Source organism: Kastovskya adunca (assembly GCF_059505785.1).
Genome location: NZ_JCACLG010000043.1, coordinates 1 through 22,631, shown reverse-complemented (window position 1 = coordinate 22,631; position 22,631 = coordinate 1). Strand labels below are relative to the sequence as shown.

General features: G+C 47.0%; 12 protein-coding genes. 9 read left to right on the top strand and 3 right to left on the bottom strand.

Going from position 1 to position 22,631, the window contains the following annotated elements:
* Window positions 1-176: 176 nt before the first annotated feature.
* Window positions 177-4,898, top strand: a complete 4,722-nt coding sequence (gene gltB / locus AC5JR3_RS16570; protein WP_495847654.1) for a glutamate synthase large subunit — start codon at window positions 177-179, stop codon at window positions 4,896-4,898.
* 154 nt (window positions 4,899-5,052) lie between these two features.
* On the opposite strand, the gene AC5JR3_RS16565 is transcribed toward gltB, so the two are convergent.
* Together AC5JR3_RS16565 and AC5JR3_RS16560 are read right to left on the bottom strand one after the other, a co-directional pair.
* Window positions 5,053-7,359, bottom strand: coding sequence for a GumC family protein (locus AC5JR3_RS16565; protein WP_495847653.1), 2,307 nt, complete (start codon window positions 7,357-7,359; stop codon window positions 5,053-5,055).
* 33 nt (window positions 7,360-7,392) lie between these two features.
* Complete coding sequence (locus tag AC5JR3_RS16560) at window positions 7,393-8,907, bottom strand: SLBB domain-containing protein (RefSeq protein WP_495847652.1); 1,515 nt, start codon at window positions 8,905-8,907, stop codon at window positions 7,393-7,395.
* 724 nt (window positions 8,908-9,631) lie between these two features.
* On the opposite strand from AC5JR3_RS16560, the gene AC5JR3_RS16555 reads away from it, so the two are divergent.
* From AC5JR3_RS16555 to AC5JR3_RS16530, 6 genes are all read left to right on the top strand, one after another.
* Window positions 9,632-11,053 carry an O-antigen ligase family protein gene (locus AC5JR3_RS16555; RefSeq protein ID WP_495847651.1) on the top strand — a complete coding sequence of 474 codons (1,422 nt, stop codon included), beginning with the start codon at window positions 9,632-9,634 and terminating at the stop codon, window positions 11,051-11,053.
* A gap of 102 nt (window positions 11,054-11,155) precedes the next feature.
* Window positions 11,156-12,478, top strand: coding sequence for a flippase (locus tag AC5JR3_RS16550; protein WP_495847650.1), 1,323 nt, complete (start codon window positions 11,156-11,158; stop codon window positions 12,476-12,478).
* A 59-nt stretch (window positions 12,479-12,537) separates the two neighbouring features.
* Window positions 12,538-13,791 carry a glycosyltransferase family 61 protein gene (locus AC5JR3_RS16545; protein WP_495847649.1) on the top strand — a complete coding sequence of 418 codons (1,254 nt, stop codon included), beginning with the start codon at window positions 12,538-12,540 and terminating at the stop codon, window positions 13,789-13,791.
* A gap of 32 nt (window positions 13,792-13,823) precedes the next feature.
* Entirely contained in the window at window positions 13,824-14,768 is a 945-nt protein-coding gene (locus tag AC5JR3_RS16540) for a glycosyltransferase family 2 protein (protein ID WP_495847648.1), read from the top strand.
* Between the two features lie 47 nt (window positions 14,769-14,815).
* Entirely contained in the window at window positions 14,816-15,550 is a 735-nt protein-coding gene (locus tag AC5JR3_RS16535; RefSeq protein WP_495847668.1) for a DUF1919 domain-containing protein, read from the top strand.
* 71 nt (window positions 15,551-15,621) lie between these two features.
* Window positions 15,622-16,548: a phytanoyl-CoA dioxygenase family protein gene (locus AC5JR3_RS16530; protein ID WP_495847647.1), complete on the top strand. Its 927-nt coding sequence runs from the start codon at window positions 15,622-15,624 to the stop codon at window positions 16,546-16,548.
* A 32-nt stretch (window positions 16,549-16,580) separates the two neighbouring features.
* Here the strand turns inward: AC5JR3_RS16530 and AC5JR3_RS16525 are convergent, their stop codons facing one another.
* Complete coding sequence (locus tag AC5JR3_RS16525; protein ID WP_495847646.1) at window positions 16,581-18,107, bottom strand: DEAD/DEAH box helicase; 1,527 nt, start codon at window positions 18,105-18,107, stop codon at window positions 16,581-16,583.
* A 349-nt stretch (window positions 18,108-18,456) separates the two neighbouring features.
* Between AC5JR3_RS16525 and AC5JR3_RS16520 the strand changes: the two genes are divergently transcribed.
* Both AC5JR3_RS16520 and AC5JR3_RS16515 read left to right on the top strand, forming a co-directional pair.
* Window positions 18,457-19,662 (top strand): PAS domain S-box protein, encoded by a 1,206-nt coding sequence (locus tag AC5JR3_RS16520; RefSeq protein ID WP_495847645.1) that lies wholly within the window; start codon window positions 18,457-18,459, stop codon window positions 19,660-19,662.
* Window positions 19,663-19,671: 9 nt separating this feature from the next.
* On the top strand, window positions 19,672-22,521 hold the full coding sequence (locus AC5JR3_RS16515) for an ATP-binding protein (RefSeq protein ID WP_495847644.1): 2,850 nt from the start codon (window positions 19,672-19,674) through the stop codon (window positions 22,519-22,521).
* The last annotated feature ends 110 nt before the right edge of the window (window positions 22,522-22,631 follow it).

Below are 22,631 nucleotides of genomic sequence, written 5' to 3'. Positions count from 1 at the left end.
GCCTCTATTAAGTTCAGTGGCTATCCAAACTAACAAATATAACAGTATATTTTCCATTACTGTCAGTTGTTTTTAATTCCTTAATCCTGTGGAAGAATTTGAGGTCAGTACCTTCACAACAGGGTTAACAGCCTGCCATCCGTAAATTTGTATTAGTAAAGAACGTGAAGCATCCAATGGATAACAGAACCACAAAGGGCAATCAAACGTCAAATCCTTCAGCTCAAGGCACCAAACCCTATCCTGGTCAACGCTGGTTGATAGAGGAACGGGATGCGTGTGGTGTTGGCTTTATCGCGTCTCAAAAAGGGGAAGCCAGCCATAAGTTGATTGAGCAGGCGTTGTCTGCCCTGGGCTGTTTAGAACACCGGGGGGGTTGCAGTGCCGATCGCGATTCCGGTGATGGTGCGGGGGTGATGACTGCCATTTCCTGGGAAGTCCTCCAACCATGGTTTAACGAACAAAATATTGAGATGCCACCGACTGAGCAGTTGGGACTTGGCATGGTCTTTTTGCCCAAAGACAAAGAAAAAGCGACTGAGGCTCGTCAGCTCTCAACAGAGATACTTCTCATGGAAGGCTTAGACGTTTTAGGGTGGCGAGTAGTCCCCCTAAACGACGCGATTATTGGTTCCCAAGCTCGCGAACATCAACCCCAAATTGAACAAGTTATCGTCAATTCTCCTGAACTACGCGGGGAGGAATTGGAGCGAAAACTATTTAGGGTGCGGCGTCGGATTGGAAAGGCGTTGGAAGCGCAAAGCTCCCTGAAATGGTCGGACGACTTTTATATTTGCTCATTTTCCAACCGCACTATTGTCTATAAGGGGATGGTGCGCTCAGTTGTCCTGGGAGACTTCTATACCGATTTAAAAAACCCCGCTTACCAAAGTTCCTTTGCCGTCTATCATCGTCGCTTTAGCACCAATACCCTGCCGAAGTGGCCCTTGGCTCAACCGATGCGGTTGTTAGGGCACAACGGCGAAATCAATACGCTGTTGGGCAATATTAACTGGATGATGGCGCGAGAGGCAGACTTAACCCATCCGCTATGGGGTACGCCGACTACAGAGTCAGAAATCAAACGGCAAGAGTCAGAAATAAGTCAGCCTGCCGAGGAAACCCATGAAGGATTGAATGACCTGAAGCCGATTGTCGATCCCGATAATAGTGACTCAGCGACACTAGATAACGTGATGGAGTTGCTAGTACGCTCCGGACGCAGCCCCCTGGAAGCCTTGATGATTATGGTGCCAGAAGCGTACCAAAATCAGCCAGCGTTGGAAAACTATCCAGAAATTGTTGAGTTTTACGAGTACTACAGCGGCATTCAGGAACCTTGGGATGGCCCGGCACTCTTAGTATTTAGCGATGGCAAGATTGTCGGAGCCACACTAGACCGCAATGGATTGCGTCCGGCTCGTTACAGCATTACTAAAGATGGCTATGTTGTTGTCGCCTCAGAAGCGGGAGTAGTGGATTTACCGGAAGCGGAGATTGTTGAAAAAGGACGCTTAGGGCCGGGACAAAGCCTCGCTGTAGATTTAGAATCTCACGAAATTCTCAAAAATTGGGAAATTAAACAGCGTGTTGCGACTCAACATCCCTACGGTCAGTGGCTCCAGCAGTATCGCCAGGAGATCGCACCCCAGGCGTTTAGCGATTCTCCTCAGCTAGAAACCCCAGTCTTACTGCGCCAGCAAATTGCCTTTGGCTACACGGCTGAAGATGTGGAGATGATCGTAACTCCGATGACTACCCAAGGGAAAGAACCCACCTTCTGCATGGGCGATGATGTTCCTTTGGCGGTGCTGTCGGATAAGCCCCGCTTGCTGTATGACTACTTTAAGCAGCGCTTTGCTCAGGTGACGAACCCTCCTATTGACCCTTTGCGGGAAAGCTTAGTGATGTCGCTGAGCATGCAGCTGGGCGAACGAGGAAATCTGCTGGAAGCCAAGCCGGAGTATGCCCGTTTTTTGAAGCTGGAAACACCAGTCCTGAACGATGCTGAACTGGAAGCAATAAAAACTTCTGGGTTTGAAACGGCAAGCCTATCGACATTGTTTGAGATTCAAGGCGGACCTCAGGGATTAGAGAGGGCGGTGCTTAGCTTGTGTGAGCAAGCCGCAGAGGCGGTCAGAGCCGGGAAGAAGATTCTGATTTTGAGCGATCGCCAAGGCGTTGGCATTGGCGAAAGTCATAGCTACATTCCTCCCTTACTAGCTGTGGGTGCAGTACACCATCACCTAATCCGTCAAGGATTGCGGATGAAGGCATCCATTATTGCCGACACCGCGCAGTGCTGGAGTACCCATCACTTTGCCTGCTTGATCGGTTATGGTGCTTCAGCAGTTTGCCCGTACCTAGTGTTGGAATCGGTGCGTCAGTGGGTGAACGACTCCAAAACCCAAAAATTGATGGAACGGGGCCGCATTGAGAGTATGACCGTGCAAGATGCCCAAAATAACTACCGCAAGGCGGTGGAAGCGGGCTTATTAAAGATTCTCTCGAAAATGGGGATTTCGTTGCTGTCTTCTTACCAGGGGGCGCAGATTTTTGAGGCAATTGGCATTGGCGGTGATTTGTTGGATTTGGCGTTTGCCGGAACCGCTTCTCGCTTAGGTGGCTTGAGCGTGGCGGAGTTGGCGCAGGAAGTAATGTCTTTCCACCAACGGGCATTCCCGGAACTGACGCTCAAGAAGCTGGAAAACTACGGCTTTATCAATGCCAAACCGAAGGGTGAGTACCACATGAACAGCCCAGAAGTGGCAAAAGCACTGCATAAAGCTGTGGCAGAGGGGAAAAACTACGACCACTACAAGCTCTACCAAGAACTATTCGAGCAACGTCCTCCAACGGCATTGCGGGATTTACTAGACTTTAAGAGCGATCGCACTTCCATTTCCCTTGAGGAAGTTGAATCCGTCGAAGAGATTGTCAAGCGCTTCTGTACCGGGGCAATGTCTCTCGGTTCTCTTTCGCGGGAAGCTCACGAAACCCTAGCGATCGCGATGAACCGCATCGGTGGCAAATCCAACTCTGGGGAAGGTGGCGAAGACCCTGTGCGCTTTACTGTTCTCGATGATGTCGATGAAGCGGGGAACTCTCCCACCTTGCCTCACCTCAAAGGTCTACGGAATGGAGATACCGCCTCATCTGCCACTAAGCAGGTGGCATCCGGCCGCTTTGGTGTGACGCCAGAGTACTTGATGAGTGCCAAACAGTTAGAAATTAAGATGGCTCAAGGTGCTAAACCCGGCGAAGGCGGTCAGCTACCGGGTAAGAAAGTCAGCCCCTACATCGCGATGCTGCGGCGATCTAAGGCTGGAGTTACCTTGATTTCACCGCCTCCTCACCACGACATTTACTCGATTGAAGACCTAGCACAGCTGATCTTTGATTTACACTCGATTAATCCGGTTGCCAAGGTGTCGGTGAAGCTGGTAGCGGAAGTCGGGATTGGCACCATCGCGGCGGGTGTTGCCAAGGCAAATGCGGATGTGATTCAAATTTCCGGGCATGATGGCGGTACGGGAGCCTCCCCTCTCAGCTCGATTAAGCACGCGGGGGTGCCGTGGGAGTTAGGTGTTACCGAAGTGCATCGGGTGTTGATGGAAAATCAACTGCGCGATCGCGTTCTGCTTCGAGCTGATGGTGGCTTCAAAACCGGATGGGATGTCGTCATGGCAGCCTTGATGGGGGCTGAAGAATACGGCTTCGGTTCGATTGCGATGATTGCCGAAGGCTGCATCATGGCGCGGATTTGCCACACCAACAACTGCCCAGTCGGGGTGGCTACCCAGCAAGAAAAACTGCGTCAGCGCTTTACCGGAATGCCAGAGCATGTCGTGAACTTCTTCTACTTTGTAGGTCAAGAAGTACGGAGTCTCCTGGCACGGTTGGGCTACCGCTCCTTGGAGGAAATTGTTGGTCGGGCGGACTTACTGAAAGTCCGGGACGATATCAAACTGGCGAAAGTCTCCCACCTAAATCTGGATTGTCTGACACAACTACCAGATAGCACTGTGGATCGTAGTTGGCTCAATCATCAAGACGTTCATAGCAACGGGCCAATCCTCGATGATCAATTGCTGAACGATCCGGAAATTCAGAAGGCGATTCGCACGTCTGGCTCGGTCACTAAAGATATTGAGCTGGTGAATACAGACCGCTCGGTGGGAGCCAGATTAGCAGGTGCGATCGCACGTCAGTACGGAGATACAGGTTTTGAAGGGCAAATTACCCTCAACTTCAAAGGGAGTGCGGGTCAAAGCTTTGGAGCCTTCAATCTTCCTGGCATGACTCTCCACTTAGAAGGGGAAGCCAACGACTACGTCGGTAAGGGAATGCATGGGGGTGAAATCATCATTAAGCCCCTCCCAGAGATCACCTATGACCCGGCTACCAACGTAATCTTGGGAAATACCTGCCTTTACGGTGCTACTGGCGGCATTCTGTTTGCCAATGGCGGTGCGGGTGAGCGCTTTGCTGTCCGTAACTCCAAAGCACAAGCGGTGATTGAAGGCGCGGGTGACCACTGTTGTGAATACATGACAGGTGGCGTCATTGTAGTCTTAGGCAGCGTCGGTCGTAACGTCGGTGCTGGGATGACCGGAGGTCTCGCCTACTTCTTGGATGAAGACGACAGCTTCCAGGCGAAAGTGAACCCGGAAATTATTAAAATTCAACGGGTGACAACCGCAGCTGGGGAGGCTCAGCTCAAAGACCTCATTGAAGCCCATGCTCAACGGACTGGCAGCCAAAAAGCCAAGTCGATTCTAGAAAATTGGTCAAAGTGCCTGCCGCAATTCTGGCAAGCCGTACCGCCTTCTGAAGCCGATAGACCGGAAGTGACTCTTGACACCGCAGAAGAGAAAGTACTGAGTTCAGTTCAGTAAACAGTAAAGGCAAAAGTAGGTAGACTATCTACTTTTGCCTTTACTCATTTTTTGGCACCGTTACAACCTTGTAGCGGTGCTATTTAGTTTGAGCCAGTGATCGCCTGTCTGTTGATGCACCCAGGTAGATATTCCCCGTTTTAACTCAAGAGAATTACAACGTCGCCACGTCTTCGTCACGCTTGCGTGATTTTTGCTCCTGGCGATGGTAGGAGATATAGGAACTATTGGTGTAACCTTTAGCACCATTAGCAACAACCCCTAAAATCGAAGCCCCGGAAATTTTTAAGCCATCCAAAGCTTTCATCAGCATGGAACGGTCTGTCTTTTCCACCGCCACAACAAGCACAATGCCATCGCTATTGGCAGCAAGAATGTTTCCATCCGCCAGCCCTACAAGGGGTGGTGTATCGTAAATTACCAAGTCGAAAAAGGCTTGGAATTGCTCCATCAAGTACTGCATTTTATCGGAGGAGAGGAGCTTAATCGGGTCAGAAAAATTTTGTCCCGCCGTCAGCACAAACAAATTCTCTTCTAGGAGCGATCGCTGAATCGCATCATTCAAACTCAAGTCTGTCGTAATTACATCACTGAGTCCTCGCTGGTTCAATAACCCCATGCGGGTGTGTAGCTGAGGACGACGTAGATCTCCATCTACTAGTAGTACTCGTTGACCAATTGCCGCTGCTGTCAGCGCCATATGAATGGCAACGGTTGACTTCCCGTCCGTAGACATCGCTGAACCGACAACCAGAGAGTGAATAGGTTTGTTGGCACTCAGTAAGCGGATATTGGTATAAAGCGAGCGGAACGATTCTAAGAAAGCCGCTTGCTCGTAAGACGTACCGCTACTAGCCAGGCTATAAGGGTTGCCCTGTACTGCCAATTCCGCTGTCCGTTTTTTGGAGTTGCCTTCTAGTTTCTTCAGTTTCTTGGCAAACGGAATCACCCCCAGAAGCCGCAATCGAGCCGCAGCGCTGATTTCCTCTGGCGTATGGAATACCGTGTGCAGAATCTCGATTACAAAACCAATGCCAATCCCCAAGAGCATACTCAAAATAGCAGCGACGGCTAATTGGCGCTTGGTTTGTTTTGAAGACGCTGGAATTAATTCCCCTTGCTTATTACGCGGGAGTTCTGGTGGTGCAATTAGTTCCCAAGGAATTTCTCGCTGGGAAGCGTCTAACTTTAAAGCTTCTCGTTTTTCTAAAAATAGCTTGAGACTGTCTGTTGCAACGACTAAATCTCGTTCTAAATCGGTATAGCGGCGCAAAACTGTGGGGAAGGTGTTGATACGTTGATTAATCTCACGTTCGGCTTCAGCCAAGAAGCGATCGCGTTGCTCTAACTCCGCAATCCTAGCCGCCACAGAACGGAGAACCTTGTCCGCTTCTTGAGTCAGTAAATTGTTTAAATTTTGCTGTTTTTCCCGTAAATCTTGGATGGGAGGACTACTTTCTAAAAACAGAGACGACTGCAGCGCGATTTCAGTATCTATCTTCTGGAGCTGTCTGATTAACTCGTCATAAGTCTTCGCTTCCAGAATTCCTGACTCCCTCGCCAAGACTGAAGTCGGATTTCCTTGTTGCATCTGGTCTTGTAAGCTGGCGTAGACCGCCCGCCTCTCTGCCAAATCCGCTTGGATATCAACCCGTTGGGACTCCAGATAGCCCGCCCGTTCGTCCAGGTATTTCCCGGTTAATTCCGGAACTGTGAGACTATACTGTTGGCGTAGTGTTTGTAGTTGTCCTTGCAGGACATCCACCCGCTGTTGCAACTCCGGCAGTTGGTCGTCAATGAACTCAATTCCCTGGCGCAGGCTCGTTAAACGCTCCTGTAAGCTGTATTGAAGATAAATATTTGCTAATCTATCAAGAACAAAGTCAACTTTTTCAGGATCTTTGTCTCGGTAGCGAATCTCTAAAATTTTAGTCCCTTGCTGCTTCCCATCTTTTTCATAACTGACGCGGCTAATTACTAGCTGCTCCATCATGGAGTTGTAGCTAATTTCTGGATACTGAGCCTGCAAATCTTTGATGACTGGTGCCATCAACTTCGGGCTGGTGAGTACCCGAATTTGCGTTTCATAATCAACTAAGTCTGAACTGTCAATTCCCAGCCGAGAAATTTCCCCTGCCCCTGTATTGTTCCCCGTTTGTGCCAGCAAAGATAGCTTTGCCAAGCGACCTTCTGCAGTTACAGGTTCTACCAAAACTTTAAAAGCCCCTTCGTAGGATGTAGGCGTCCGACGCGAGTTCCAGACCAGTAAGCTGCCAGAAATTACCCCCAAAGTCAGGGTAGCTAGCAGCATCACGGGCGCTCGACGGCGGATGACTGACCCCAGCCAAGCCAAATCTATAGTCTGTCCGTCACCCTCTTCTGGCTGGGTGGGGGGTATCGGGGAAGATGGCTTTCCGCTCTGTCTTGGCGAAAACATCTGGTACTCGTGTTCGCTATCCATACTTTTTCAACTTACTCCAGAAAAAGCCTGCCCTTATTCATCATCGTCGTTGTCTAGATTTATGATTCCCAATAAATCAAGAATTCCTGCAATGCGATTGGGAATCGATAAAAACGCCAGCGCCGCAGAAGCGGGACTAAATACTGCATTTAATGTATCTAAAAAGCCAGTAGTGCGGGATCGACTGACTACAATTATGTCGTTATTACGGAGGATTGGGTTATTTTCGTCGTTGATTCCTTGAGCAAGGTTAACAGGTATTTGGCGCTTAGAAACCGTGCCATCGGGATTAAGGCGCACCAAATCTACCGCTTGGCGGCGGGCGCGAGGATTGTCAAACCCCCCCGCCGTCAGCAGAGCTTGATTCAAGGGAGTATTCGGGGGAAGCTGCACAATCCCCGGGTTTTCCACTTCGCCAATCACGCTCACCCCAATCGTGGTTGGGGAAAACCGAGCGGACGCCAGTTCCGTTGCTTCAGCGGGTAGGATGTCTGATGATTTGGGAACAATGATCGTGTCACCATCTTGTAGAATAGCGTCTTGACTAATGTCGCCCGTCTGTAATAGTTCCCAGAGGTTGACATCAATCAGTTGTTCTCCACCCGTTTTTGTGAGTCGTCGTAACTGGATGCGGCGAATATCTGCTAAAGGCTTAATTCCTTCTGCCTGCTGAATCGCTGAGGTGACAGTAGGTAAACCTCCAGCGATTCCGGTTTGGGCATTATCTTGGGTGGCAACACCGAGAACGATATAGGAACCCGGACGATTGACTTCACCAACTACCGCCACAGTCCGGGGTTTACTGATATCCGAGGCAAAACCAACCGTCGCTAGTTGGCGGGTTTCTGGTAAGCTAACGGTCGTTGCGCTGGGAATAAAGATGGTATCTCCATCACGCAGGGTTAAGGACTGAGCTTGAGCCCCGCTCTGGAGCAATTCCTGAAGATTGACCGTAACCACTTGTTCTGGCACATTCCCTGGCAGGCGTCTTCTTAATTGGATTTGGCTAATGTCGGCAGCAAGGGTGACGCCCCCAGCTTGGGTAATTGCCTGGGTTAGTGTCGGATACTGGACGCCTGGATCATCCCCAGCTCCACCGATTAAGCTGAGGGTAAAGGAACCAGGGCTAGTTACCTCTCCTGAAACAAACACGTTCAGAGGGCGAGGAGAGAGTAACCTGACGGTAGTAATTGGGCGCTTGAGGAAAGCTCCATAGGCGGAGGAAATGGCATTGGTTGCTTGGTTTAGGGTACTTCCCCCGACCCTAATTGCTCCAATCAGTGGCAGGTAGAGTACCCCATCAATGGGAATTTGATACTCGCCGCTGTACTGGGGCACTTGGAAGATATCGATAAAGACGCGATCGCCTCCGCCTAAAATATAATCGGTTTCTAGTTGCCCAGAACGGCTAGTGTCTGACACGGGAGACGCATTCTCCAGTGTTGGCAACTGCGCCAAGGCAGGAGTCGGCAAAGACACGGCAACAAAAACTAGCAAAGTCAGACCAGTAACGGGTCGAGTCATCGCTCTAGAAAAACCTGCCTGCATAAACCCTTCTTTGCATAATAAGCTGTGTTTTATTTTGATAGGAGAGTTTCGCTTTGGAGCCTGAGGTAAAGAACCTTTTTTGTAAGTTTAGCTGGATGATCATCCTGTTGGTTCTCTAAGCCGCTAAACTTTCCTTGAGCGTTCAGCTCACTACCGCTAAATAGGTAAGTCAGCATTTCATTTAGTCGAAAACCACTGTAGAAAAGCCGTTCAAGGCAGCAGCCACTCTTAAAAATCACTGGCGACAGCAGTCAGAACATCTTAGCAAAACCTCCCAAGAGATCGTAAGACGCGATCGCACTAAATAAAGTTCCTCAGTCGTCCGTTGCTCAATCCCGTGCAGATTGTCCAACGGCTATTCCTATTCAGTCAAAAACGTCAAAACTTTCTTAGGTGTCGCTTATTCTATTTTGTCTGTCTCGGATATTTAACCAGTTGCGAGGATATCGCTAACAAAAATCAAAACTTTACCCCAGATTGAGCAAAGAGAGTTAGCATTGATGTTCTTCCAAATCTTAGTGAAGCATTGTTAACTTAGAGACTAATTTAGGGAACAATAAGGCTGAATATGACTTTAGGGAATTTAGAGCCAGTTGCTCAGTTCACCTCAATCTGACAACCCTATCTAATTTCGCCCCGCTTTAAGATGAATTCACTCAGGTTGTAGCAAAAGTCTAAGCTGATTCCGAAATTGCTCAAATCCCACTAAAACGAAAGCCTTACGATGAAAGAATTAATTCTCAATAATCCTTTAATTCTTATCTTTATCCTACTTATAGGATTAATTTATACTTTTGTAGCTTTTCACTACACAGGTACAGATAAAACATTAGCCGCTAACTTAGAAAAGATTTGTTTAGGAATCTTCTTAATTAGCATTGCGGGAGCCACAGGTGCGACAATTAACCCTTTTGATAAGTTGCATCCTTTGGTCTTGAGCTTACAGGGAACAACACTACCTACAATAGCAGGGCAACTTGGTATTTACTCTCTCTGCCTTTTTCTTTTGTTTTCAAGACTTCGTTATACCCTAAAAGACTTTATTCATGTTTTAGCTGTCTTGCTGAGGACAGCTCCTTTTTTTTGTGCATTTATTCTACTTTTTAGCTTGTCATTTTCCTGGAGCAACTCAGCTACTGTAACTTTAAAAACTACCTTTGTTTATCTAGAAACTACTCTAATTGCTATTTATTTAGGAAAACAGTACTCCTGGAGAGAAATTTTTTCTTTTTGGCGGTGGGTAAACATAATTATTGTAATTATTTGTATATATTATGGATTTTTTGTGCCTTCAGTTGGAGTAGGACCATTAGGTTGGCAAGGAATATTAGGGCATAAAAATCAATTTTCTTTCATCATGGCTCAAACGGCTGTTTTGTGGTTAATGCATGCCTTTTACTCACCTAAACAGCGCTATTTATCCTTGGTTTTTGTTCTTTTGTCTCTGTTTGCTTTGCAAGAGGGAGGGAGTGGAGCTAGTAAAGTTTTAGTGGTTGCTCTACTCAGTCTTTGGGTTTATTTTGGGTTTGTCAAAAAATTAAAAGTTCAATGGGCTTTTGTTTCTGTGATTCTTTTCATGATTTTAAGCGTGTGCTTAACAATCTTAGTAACCGAAAACCTAGAATTTATTGTAGTAGATACTCTCAATAAAGATATGACGATCACCGGAAGAACAGACTTCTGGCCCATAATCATCAACAAAATTAACCAACAGCCCATACTTGGATATGGTCTTGCTGGCTTCTGGCAACCTTGGCGAGGAGCGGATAATCCTGGGGGCGACATCATTGTCGCTGCTAGTCAGTTTCGACCGGGTCATTCTCACAATGGTTTTTTAGATGTAGCTGTTGATTTGGGCTGGTTAGGATTATCTTTATATGCTTGCTCGTTTCTTAATAATATTGCCAAATCAGTAGTGTATCTCAGCCGTAACCGCCTGCCTGAAGCAGGATTACCTCTACTCCTGTCAACGTACATTTTATTAACGAACTTTACAGAAACTGGACTTTTGGGCGTCACTAGTATTTGGTTTTTTTATGTAGTAATGACGACTCGATTAAGCTTAGATACGATAGAGAAAACCTCTAAACCCAAGAGAGAAGCTGCCCCTGCTCAATATAATTGGACATCTACTCAAAACTACTAGTTATTTGTTTAGTAAAGGAGTTTTCACCTAAAACTGCCTGTCCCGCTTGTTTGAGATTTACTTTAGTTGCCAAAAATTAATCGAAATTACCCATGAACTTTAATGCTAAATAAGCTCGCAGCCGCCAGTCAAAAACTTAGTCCAAATCTACGGCAAATTATTGGTAATACCGCTTGGCTGTTCAGCGAAAAAATTTGGCAGATGGGTTTAGGGCTGCTCGTTGGAGTTTGGGTAGCTCGTTATTTAGGGCCGGAAAGTTTTGGACTTTTCAACTATGCAACAGCAATCGTGGGGCTGTTAAGTCCATTAGCTAAGTTGGGACTAGATAGTATTATTGTGCGGGATCTCGCTCGTAACAAGTTTCTTAGAGATGAAACCCTGGGCACGGCTTTTGCTTTGAGAATAACGAGCAGTACATTAATGTTTTTCCTAATCGTAGGAGGGACTTATTTACTCAGTCCTGATGACAATTTAATGCGCTGGTTAGTAGGAATTGTTGCGGTTGGGACAATTTGCCAATCTTTTGAAATCATTGATTTTTGGTTTCAGTCTCAGGTTCAGGCAAAATATTCAGTTTGGGCAAGGAATGCCGCCTACGTTCTTCTTAGTGGCGTAAAAGTCTTCTTAATCGTAACGAAAGCACCACTAGTCGCTTTTGCAGGGGCAATGGCAGCAGAACAAGCGATCGCGGCTTTGGGGCTAGTAATTGTCTATCGCTGGCAAGGGAATTTTCTCAAAGCCTGGGATATTAATGTTCAAAGAGCCAAGACTTTAATTAAAGATAGCTGGCCTCTAATTTTATCTGGCATCGTCATCATGATTTACATGCGTATTGACCAGATTATGTTAGGGCAAATGCAAAGTGTTGAGTCAGTAGGAATTTACTCCGCCGCCGTTAAAATATCTGAGCTATGGTTTTTTGTGCCGATGGCAGTTGTTAATTCAGTTTTTCCTTCAATTGTTCAAGCCAAAGACATTAATGAGGAAACCTATTACAGTCGGATTCAAAAGCTCTTTAATTTGATGTGCTTGTTGGCTTACGCTGTAGCCATCCCAATGACCTTTCTTTCTCCTTATATCGTGACCCTGATTTATGGGCAGGATTACGCTGAGGCAAGTTCAATCTTGACTGTTCATGTTTGGATGGGTTTATTTGCCACACTAGGAGTAGCTAGAGAGGTGTGGTTAACAACAGAAGGTTTGATGAAGTTCTCAGCAGTAACAACTACAACAGGAGCGCTCGTTAATGTCATACTCAACTACTTCTTTATACCGATCTATGGCGGCATTGGAGCAGCCGTTGCTACTGTTATTGCTCAAATGGTTTCGGCTTATGCTATCGGAGCCTTCTATCCACCGACTAGAAAAATATTTTTTAAACAAACAAAAGCACTTTTTCTTTTAGGTTGGTTTAAAAATACCTAAAAGTAATTCTGTTAATTTGAGATTGCTATAACTTGAAGTCTAGCGTTTACCTATAGGCAATGAAGAAGAAATTCAAGTCATTACTCAGACCGTATTGGCGTTTTGTTAAAGAATCAGCCAGATCAATTCAAAGCTTGTTGATCGTACCGCTTCGCAGTTTACCTGTTTCTTCGGAAGTCATTGGTCCTCCCAAAGGTTTTTATCCTTCAACAGCAGATTGGGTAGCCAAAGATAAAGCTGGACAAAATCAGCTTCAGGGAACCTATAAACAAATTTATCCTAGTGAACCCATTCATCGGGGTAAACCGGGAACCCTAGAGGAAACAGTTCACTGGAAATTCCGCCTCGAATATCAACGTCAGTTACCAGCTTCTTTCGTGGTAATGGTTCCCAAAGGACGGGCTTGGGTAAATCGGGGCAACGTTGTTGATAGTAGTGCTATTGTCGCAACAAACGATCGCGTTCTCTCCGACGTGTCTTTAGAGTTTGGTAGAACTGGATACAATCACTCCATTTTTACGCAGTGGAAGTTACCGCCTGTGCATTACGTTCCAGGAACTGTGGCGGCTCTTTCTTCGGCAAAGGCTAACATATACTTCCACTGGATGACTGACGTACTTCCAAAAATTGAACTTTTACGCCTCAGCGGACTACCAGTAGACAGGATTGATAAATTTATTGTTAATGGTTATAACTCTCCTTTTCAAAAAGAAACCTTAGCTACTTTAGGGATTTACAAAAATAAAGTCATAGAAAGTTGCAAAGAGCATCATGTAAAAGCCGACCAGTTGCTTGTTCCGTCTTTACCAAGTTTGCCAGGGAATGTACCGCAATGGGTTTGTGATTTTTTGAGAAAGAACTTTTTGTATAGTCAAGAGTCTCAAAAATCAGCTACACCAGAACGGATTTATATCAGTCGAGGTAAGGCAAGTTACCGCCGAATTATTAATGAGCCTGAGGTATTTAATTGTTTAGACAAGTTGGGATTTCAGGCTGTAGCATTAGAAACTCTATCGATAGCTGAACAAGCCTTACTTTTTGCTTCTGCAAAAGTTGTCGTTGCTCCTCATGGTGCTGGGTTGACTAATCTGGTTTTTTGCCAACCGGGGACAACGGTAGTTGAGTTCTTTTCACCCAAGTATGTGAACGTATGCTACTACGCCATGAGTGACTTGCTGGGTTTGAATTACTACTACTTAATTGGTGAGGGACAAAATCCTCCAGAAGGCATCGATCCTCACTTGGCTGGTGAAGATATTTTGGTTAAATTGGAGTCGTTATCCAGTCTCCTGAAGTTGGCTAGTGTAAGCTAGACTGATTTTTACCCTAAGTTAGATGGTTTCCTATGGCTGATTGGCAGTTGAAAACCCCCGTTGCTTTCGTTATCTTTAATCGCCCCCATACAACCGAGAAGGTATTTGAGGCAATTCGCCAAGCCAAACCTCCGAAGCTACTGGTCATTGCTGATGGGCCTCGGGAAGACAAGCCAGGAGAAGCCGAAAAATGTGCAGCAGCACGGGCGATTATTGAACAGGTAGATTGGGACTGCGAAGTTCTAAAAAACTATTCTGATGTCAACTTAGGTTGCGGACGCCGCCCTTCTAGCGGCTTTGATTGGGTATTTGATACGGTTGAAGAAGCGATCATTTTGGAAGATGATTGCGTCCCTGACCCAACCTTTTTCCGTTTCTGCGAAGATTTACTGGAGTACTATCGACATGACGAACGAATTATGTCGATAACGGGTTTAAATGTGCAGTTTGGACGGAAACGAACGGCTGATAGCTACTACTTTTCTCGCTATACCAATTCTTGGGGATGGGCGAGCTGGAGACGAGCTTGGAAGTATTTTGATTATGAAATGAAGCTTTGGCCCGAAATTAAGCAAGGAAATTTCTTAACAGATATTCTGGGCGAGCCTCGTGCGGTGAAAGTTTGGAGCCACACCTTTGATTTTACGGTGAACGGGCATGATGCTTGGGATTTTCAGTGGGCATTCGCTTGTTGGCTGCAACGGGGATTAACGATTATTCCCAATGAAAACTTGATTTCTTATATTGGCTATAGTTTAACGGACGCCACCCACACTAAAGAAGAAAGAAGTCAGTACAACAACCTAAAAGTAGAAGCAATGGACTTCCCCTTAAAACATCCCAAGTTTGTAATTCGCGATCGCCAAGCCGATAACTTCACAGAAAATACCTACTATGACTATCAGCCAAGGTTGCTCAAAAAAGTTACTCGTAAACTCCAGAAGGTCTTGGGGATGAAGTATTCTCAAAGTTGGTAGGAGTCTTGTAGGTTCGGATTGCATTCTTCTCAACAACATTCGCGGTGATGGTCGTAAAATCGCTTTCATCTTATAAGAAACGGGTCGGATTCTGGCGGCAAGACTTACGTGAAAGGTTATTTAGAAATCGCGTAAGAAACAAAAATTTTACGATCGTTTCTAATAACTGCTGGGCCGCTTTAGTTTACCAAGAACTAGGGCTTCCCTATGCAACACCATTTGTCGGCTTATCTATATTTGCGCCTTGCTACTTACGATTTTTGGCAGATTTTCAAACTTATATGAAGTCGCCGCTAACGTTTACAGACACCTCGCGTTATGAGTTTGTTAATGAGCAAAGGCAGAAGGGAACATGGTCTTTATCTCCAATCGGAGTGTTGGGAGGAGATATTGAGATTCATTTTCTACATTATTCCAGCGAAGCGGAAGCGAGAGAAAAGTGGACTCGACGGACAAACCGCATAAACTGGCAAAGCGATAATTTGTTATTTAAATTTTGTGATAATCCTCCGCAAGGAGGTAAAGGATTGTGGGGAGACCAATATATAGTAGAGTTCGATCGGTTAGATCTTTCTCATAAAGTTTGTTTTACAGCTAACTATTATCCTGAACTTAAATCAGCAGTTTGGATAAGAGAGTGGCAGAAACATTCTCATGTTTTGGATGGCATAACGCTTTATCGAGTTTGTCGAAGATACTTTGATTTAGCTGATTGGATTAATGGAGAAAGTGGAAAGATTGGAATCCCCCAGCGTCTGTTAGAAGCCCTGTTGTATTTTTAGTGCCTGATCGTCTCAAATTCAAAGCCCTAAAATTTTGTTTTCGAGCAACAACTAAATACCAAGGATGAACTATGCAAACCCTACAGACTCCCCAGAAGTATTATGACGCTAACGGATATTATATTTTCCGTAAGCTCATCCCTGACACGCTGATTGACCAGTTAATGGAGCGTTACCAGGCAGAAATTCTGCCCTCTGACAACTACTTTTTTAGACAGTCAAGTACGCGTTGGGAAAAGAATAAAATTTCGGAGTCTGGATATTGCCAAGGTTCGTTTTTGAATATTCACGATCTGGAAAAATATCCAGAGTTTTCTGAAATATCAAAAAAGATATTTTGCTTACCGGAAGTTAGAGCCGCCCTCACGCAACTAACAGAAAGTCCTAACCATAACTTGATGCAGTCGATGCTGTTCGATCAGAACACAGCGACACCTGCTCATCAAGACTGGTACTATCTCGATTCCATGCCCAATGGTCATATGATGGCGGGGTGGTTTGCTCTAGAAGACATCCATGAAGAGGCGGGTAGATTCTTTGTTTTGCCCAAATCCAATCACGTCACGGTTCACTTAAACGAGGACGAAAAATCGTCTAAGGCAACCTACGAAAGAAAGCTAAAAGAGTATACGGACGCTCACCAAGACGAGATTTATGCGCCAGCGTTGCAAAAGGGAGATGTCTTGTTTTGGAACTCGCGCACGATTCACGGTGCTTTACCTACCATTAATCCCCAATACTCTAGGAAATCGTTAACAGCGCATTATTTGCCGAGTCAGTATCAAAGTGGCAGTCTCTACGCAAAAGTGCCTAGCGAGATCGACTATGGGGAGTACGAAGGGATGAAATATCGCGTTATTCCTACTCGCCAGAGACATTTCTCAATCAAGACAAAACTGGAGACAGATTTTTGGGCGTATGCGTGGGATCGTCCTTACCTAGCACGTCCCGCTTTGGCGGTTAAGAAAGTGGTGAAAAAGTTAAAAGGAAAAGAGTAGCTCCAACTCGACAAATTTGACGCGATCGCTACCTAAAATAAGTATTCCTCATCCGGTTGAGACTCTGCCGCTTTAGGTGTAGCCCTAGGCTGCACCTCGTAGGTTGAGGGAGACGGTAAAATTTCTAACTGCCGAGGCTTCAGCTTGGGAGGTTTTACTTCTGGGCGTTCTTGGTCTTTTTGGGGTTCCTTCCTGCCACCCCTACGACGCTGGGAGGTACGTTCTTCACTGGTGTCTTCTGTGACAACTTCATAAAGCAACGCAAATTTTCCCTCACCAGAGCCTTTTCGCAATACCCTACCCAGTCGCTGAATGTACTCGCGCTCAGAGGCTGTACCGCTGAGAATAATCGCCACACGGGCTTCAGGGACATCAACACCTTCATTCAAAACGTGGGAGGCGGCAAGGGTTTTGTACTCGCCTTCTCGGAAGCGCGTCAGGATTTCGTGACGCTCTTTGACCGGAGTTTGATGGGTAATCGCTGGGATCAGAAACTCTTGGGAGAGACGATAGACGGTGGCGTTGTCGTTGGTGAAGATGAGGAGATTTTCGCTCGGGTGCTGGGCAAGTAAGTCAGCGAGTATGCGCAGCTTTCCCTCCGTTCCGGAGGCGATTTCCTTAGCTTCCCGGTGAGCAAGCATGGCGCGGCGTCCGGCAGGACTTTTAGCACTTACCATGACGAACTGCTGCCAACCTTTGAGACTACCGAGGGAAATATGGGATTGTCTTAAAAAATCGTTGCGGGTTTTGATTAGGTGATTGTAGCGATCGCGTTCTGACGATGAGAGATTTACCTTAATTTGTATAACCTTGTGTTCTGCCAGCGCTTTCCCCGCCAACTCCTCTGGGGTTTTGCGGTACACTTCAGTGCCAATCAGGGCATTTAGCTCTGAATGACGCCCATCGGAGCGTTCTGGTGTCGCTGTTAATCCTAAGCGATAGGGAGCGATCGCATATTCCGCGATCGCTTTATAAAAATCCGTAGGTAAGTGGTGACACTCGTCAAAAATCAGCAATCCATACAAACTTCCCAGAGATTCTGCATGAATGGCAGCACTATCGTAGGTAGCAATGAGAATCGGTGTGCGATCGCGAGAACCCCCACCCAATAACCCCACCTCCACCTCCGGAAATGCCGCATCTAGCTGGGCGTACCACTGGTGCATCAAATCCAGCGTCGGCACCACAACCAAGGTACTGCGAGGCGTGGATTGCATCGCCAGTTGCGCCAAATAAGTCTTCCCCGCTGCGGTAGGCAACACCACCACCCCCCGGCGTCCTGCCTGCTTCCAATGCAGCAGTGCCTCACTTTGATGGGGATAGGGTTCCATCTCAACGCTAGAAACCAGTTCTAGAGGGACAAATTCCTTGGCGTCATCAACAAAGTTTGTCCCCTCAGCTTGCAAGGATTCCACCAAAGAGCGGTAGTGAAGAGCAGGGATGCGGAACTTTTCCACACGGTCATCCCACGTTGCATAATCCACCCAAGTTCTTCCCTTAGGAGGCGGATGCAAAAGTAGGGTGCCTCGGTCAAAAGTCAATTTAGGAATACGAGCCATTGATTCCTCTAACGTTTGCTCACCCGATAATTTTAGGAGAGTTGATAGGTAGTTGGGAGGCGTGATCGCCCATCCTTGCCTCAGCTTGAGTCGGAAACAACTATCTAAAATTTTGAGGAACAATAGAAAGCGTGATGGTATTTTTACTCCAACGCTCTGAAATCTGAAAGGTAAAGGATAAATTATAAGGATGAACGCTTCCTAGATTTGATGCTCCCTGCAATTTGTCTCAGTTGGTAGGTGTTCAAATCTCCAACAAAATTGTTATGAATAATTCTTTCATCCTTCTGACTTCTGGCTTCATCCTTTCTCAGGTGATGCCATCAACTGAGCCAAAGGAGAACGGATATTGAGAAGAATCTCCCTGAGAATGCGGCGGTATGGAATTGCCGGATTGACTGTAGCGATCGCCTTTTTCCTGAAGCTACTGCTCGATTCCTTCATTCCCATTGAAAGTCCTTTTTTGCTCTTTTTTGCTGCCGTTATGGTCAGTGCTTGGTACGGTGGCAGAGAGTCGGGGATCTTCGCTACCGTGTTGGCGGCACTTTTAAGCAACTACTTCTTTTTATCTCCCCTTTACTCGCTTTTCAGCAACAATCCTGGGCAAAATTTACGGCTGGTCTTATTTCTCCTAGAAGGCGGATTACTCAGTCTAATTGTTGCCTCGCTACACGCAACCAAGCAGCGGCTTGAAGTGAGTTTATTAAACTTAAGTGCCAGCGAGGAACGCTATCGCCAAATTATTGAGACAGCTTACGAAGGGATTTGGGTAATCGATGCCGACGGACGGACAGAGTACGTCAACCAGCGGCTTGCTCAAATGCTGGGTTATAGCATCCAAGAAATGCTCGGTCGCTCGTTGTTCGACTTTATGGAGCCAGAGGCGCAAGAAGAAGCCAAGCGCAGTAGAGAACAACGCAAACAAGGGTTGAAAGAACAGTTTGACTTCTGCTACCGCCGCAAAGATGGCTCAGAACTCTGGGCAATTGTTTCGACCAACCCAATCAATGAACAGGGGGAATTTTCTGGGGCGATCGCCATGCTAACGGATGTCACCGAACGCAGGCAAGACGAAGTTGCCCTCCGCCAGAGTGAAGAACGCTATCGGGCATTTGTCAAGCAAAGTTCTGAAGGAATCTGGCGTTTTGAACTGGAGCCGCCCCTCTCTATTGAAGTTCCGGAAGATGAGCAAATTCGGCATTTTTACCAGTACGTCTACCTGGCAGAATGTAACGATGTCATGGCACAGATGTATGGATTTGATCATGCCGAAGAAATTATTGGAGCAAGGCTCGACACATTTTTAGTTAAGTCCGATCCGCACAATATAGAGTACTTACAAAACTTTATCCGCTCTGGCTACCGACTGGTGGATGCCGAATCCAGTGAAGTAGATAGGTACGGTAACGCTAAGGACTTCTTAAATAATCTTGTTGGCATTGTTGAAGATGGCTTTTTAGTCCGCGTCTGGGGCACTCAGCGGGACATTAGCGAGGCGAAAAGTGAGCTGCGTTTACGCAAACAAGCTGAAGTCGCTCTACAAAAAAGCCAATAACGGCTGGAATTGGCGCAAAAAGCCGGGAAAATTGGCACCTATGAGTGGAATATTCAAACAAACGAAGTCACCTGGACTGAAGAACTGGAAGCCTTATACGGACTTGACCCTGGAAATTTTGGCGGTAAATATGAAAACTGGGTGCAAACTCTCCATCCAGATGACCGCCTTCAGGCAGAACAAAAAGTTCAACAGGCGGCTCTAGAAGGTACTAACTTCGATATTGAGTTCCGCATCCTCTATCCAGATAGCAGTTTGCATTGGATTGCTGCTAAAGGGCGCGTCTTTAACGACGAAACGGGCAAGCCCCTGCGGATGATTGGCGTCAATATGGACGTAACCGAACATCGTTTAGCAGAAGTAGCCCTCAAAGAAAGCGAATGGCGGTTTCGACGGCTGGTTGAATCTAATATTTTTGGAGTTGTCTTTAGCGACTTCAATGGTGGCATTCATTACGCCAACGATTACATATTTAAAATGTTGGGGTATGAACGGGAAGATCTGCTCAACGGTCAACTACGTTGGGATCAGCTCACACCACTAGAGTTTTCTCACTTAGATGTTCAGGGAATAGAGGAACTGAAGATAAAAGGCGTCTGCACTCCTTTTGAAAAAGAATTCATTGGCAAAGATGGCACTCGCGTGCCGATTTTATTGGGTGCGGCACTGCTCCAAGAACCGTATGACCAGCAACAGGAAATTATTGCCTTTTGTCTCGATCTCACAGAACGCAAGCAGGCTGAGGCAGAACGGCTGCAACTAATTAGTCAACTGGAGGCAGAGCGATCGCAACTAGAAGCGATTATCCAGAGTATGCCAGATGCCGTATTAATCGGTGATGCTACAGGGATCTGGAAATGCAATGACCGAGCTATGGGGTTGCTCGGCTTTGATAGTCCGGATCAGCTCAAGCGTAATATTGCCCTGCTGGGTGAACAAGTTCAAATCCGCGCCTACGAAACGGGAGAACCAATAACCTCTGAAGATCTAATTTTCACCCATGCCCTCCAAGGCGTGGCTGAGGTGGGAGAAGTCCTTGTGCGGCAGGTAAAGTCAGGACGCGATTTGGTCATTCGCTGCGCCGCTGCTCCTATCTGGTGTAATGGCGAAATCATTGGTGCCGTGATGATTAATAGCGACATCACGGAGCACAAGTGCTCAGAAGCCGCCCTGCAAGAAAGTAATCGAAGGCTAGAGCTTTTATCAGAAACTGCCAGCAGTTTGCTCCTGCACGAGCAGCCGAAGGAGTTTATCAACGGCTTATTCAAAAAGCTCTCCGCTGATCTACAACTGGAAGTTTACTTAAATTACCTCTTTGATAAAAAAAGCCAGAGGCTACAGTTGCACGCCTGCGGTGGTATCCCCGATCAAATCGCCGCGCCAATTGAAGTCATTGAGCTAGGGGAAGAGATATGCGGCACTGTAGCGATCGCGCAGCGCTCATTTATTGGCGAGGATATTCAGGCATCAACCGACCCCTCGACAGATCTGATCCGTTCTTTAGGAGTCAACGCCTATGCTTGCTTCCCCCTACTCGCACGCGGTCAACTGATTGGTACACTCTCTTTTGGCTCCCGTAACCGCCAAAGGTTTGACGCCGATGACCTGGCTCTCATGCAGGTGGTGAGCGACCAAGTTGCAGCGGCTTTAGAACATGCTCGTTTGGTTGCAGAACTGCAACAGCAAGCGGAGGAATTAACCCACGCCAACCGGATGAAGGATGAGTTTTTGGCTACGCTCTCCCATGAGCTGCGTACCCCTTTAAATTCGCTGCTAGGGTGGACTCATCTCCTCCGCAGCCGTAGATTTGACTCTGCCACCACCGTTCGCGCTCTGGAGACGCTAGACCGCAATACAAGAGTCTTAGGACAACTAATTGAGGATGTTTTGGATGTTTCCCGGATTATTACTGGCAAGCTGCGCCTGAATGTCCGCGCTTGCGAACTTGCGCCCGTGATTGAGACCGCCATTGATACCGTGCTCCCAGCGGCGGATGCTAAAAACATTCGCATTGAAACTCAATTAGACACGTCCCTAGAACCCGTTTTAGGAGATGCAGCTCGCTTGCAACAAATCGTCTGGAACCTGCTCTCCAATGCCGTCAAGTTCACCCCGAACCAAGGACGCATTCAGGTGCAACTGACAAGGCAAAACTCCCAAGCCCAAATTAAAGTTAGTGACACGGGGAAAGGAATTAGTGCGGACTTTTTGCCCTATGTCTTTGAGCGCTTTCGTCAAGGGGATGGGACAATAACGCGATCGCATGGCGGACTAGGATTAGGATTAGCGATCGTGCGGCACTTAGTAGAATTGCAAGGCGGAACCGTCTACGCCGAAAGCCCTGGCGTGGGACAGGGGGCAAGCTTTACCGTCACACTACCGCTGATGATGGTTTCTCCTGAAGTTAGCGACTCGGAGCTAATTGCAGTAACGGCAGAACCAGAAAGGCTTTTTGATTGTCCGCCCATCCTAAATGGCTTACGAGTGCTTGTAGTAGACGATGAGGCAGATGCGCGGGTTTTACTCACTACCATCCTGGAAGAATATGGCGCAGAAGTCACTGCGGTATCCACTGTGCGCCAAGCCTTAGCCACTGTAGCGCGCTTGCAGCCTGATGTCTTGGTGAGTGACATTGGGATGCCTGAAGAAGATGGCTACACCCTGATTCGCCAACTCCGAGAGCTAGATGCCCAGCAAGGCGGAACTATTCCCGCCGTGGCATTAACCGCTTACGCTCGCGCCGAAGACCGCACCCAATCGCTTTTAGCAGGCTTTCAGCTCCACGTCCCCAAACCTGTCGATCCTAGGGAGTTAGCAGCCGTTGTTGCTAACCTAGCTGGACGAACAAGGCAGGGGTGAAGGATGAAGTATGAAGGGTGAATTCGGTTATTGGTTCTCTTCCTCTCCCCCGCTCCCCTCACAGGTGTAGGTTTTTTACAAAAGAGAGAAGGGCAAAAGTGGAGGAGGGA

Coding starts and splice junctions, on each gene's coding strand:
- gltB (WP_495847654.1), top strand. CDS start 177: ATGGATAACAGAACCACAAAGGGCAATCAAACGTCAAATCCTTCAGCT.
- AC5JR3_RS16565 (WP_495847653.1), bottom strand. CDS start 7,359: ATGGATAGCGAACACGAGTACCAGATGTTTTCGCCAAGACAGAGCGGA.
- AC5JR3_RS16560 (WP_495847652.1), bottom strand. CDS start 8,907: ATGCAGGCAGGTTTTTCTAGAGCGATGACTCGACCCGTTACTGGTCTG.
- AC5JR3_RS16555 (WP_495847651.1), top strand. CDS start 9,632: ATGAAAGAATTAATTCTCAATAATCCTTTAATTCTTATCTTTATCCTA.
- AC5JR3_RS16550 (WP_495847650.1), top strand. CDS start 11,156: ATGCTAAATAAGCTCGCAGCCGCCAGTCAAAAACTTAGTCCAAATCTA.
- AC5JR3_RS16545 (WP_495847649.1), top strand. CDS start 12,538: ATGAAGAAGAAATTCAAGTCATTACTCAGACCGTATTGGCGTTTTGTT.
- AC5JR3_RS16540 (WP_495847648.1), top strand. CDS start 13,824: ATGGCTGATTGGCAGTTGAAAACCCCCGTTGCTTTCGTTATCTTTAAT.
- AC5JR3_RS16535 (WP_495847668.1), top strand. CDS start 14,816: ATGGTCGTAAAATCGCTTTCATCTTATAAGAAACGGGTCGGATTCTGG.
- AC5JR3_RS16530 (WP_495847647.1), top strand. CDS start 15,622: ATGCAAACCCTACAGACTCCCCAGAAGTATTATGACGCTAACGGATAT.
- AC5JR3_RS16525 (WP_495847646.1), bottom strand. CDS start 18,107: ATGGCTCGTATTCCTAAATTGACTTTTGACCGAGGCACCCTACTTTTG.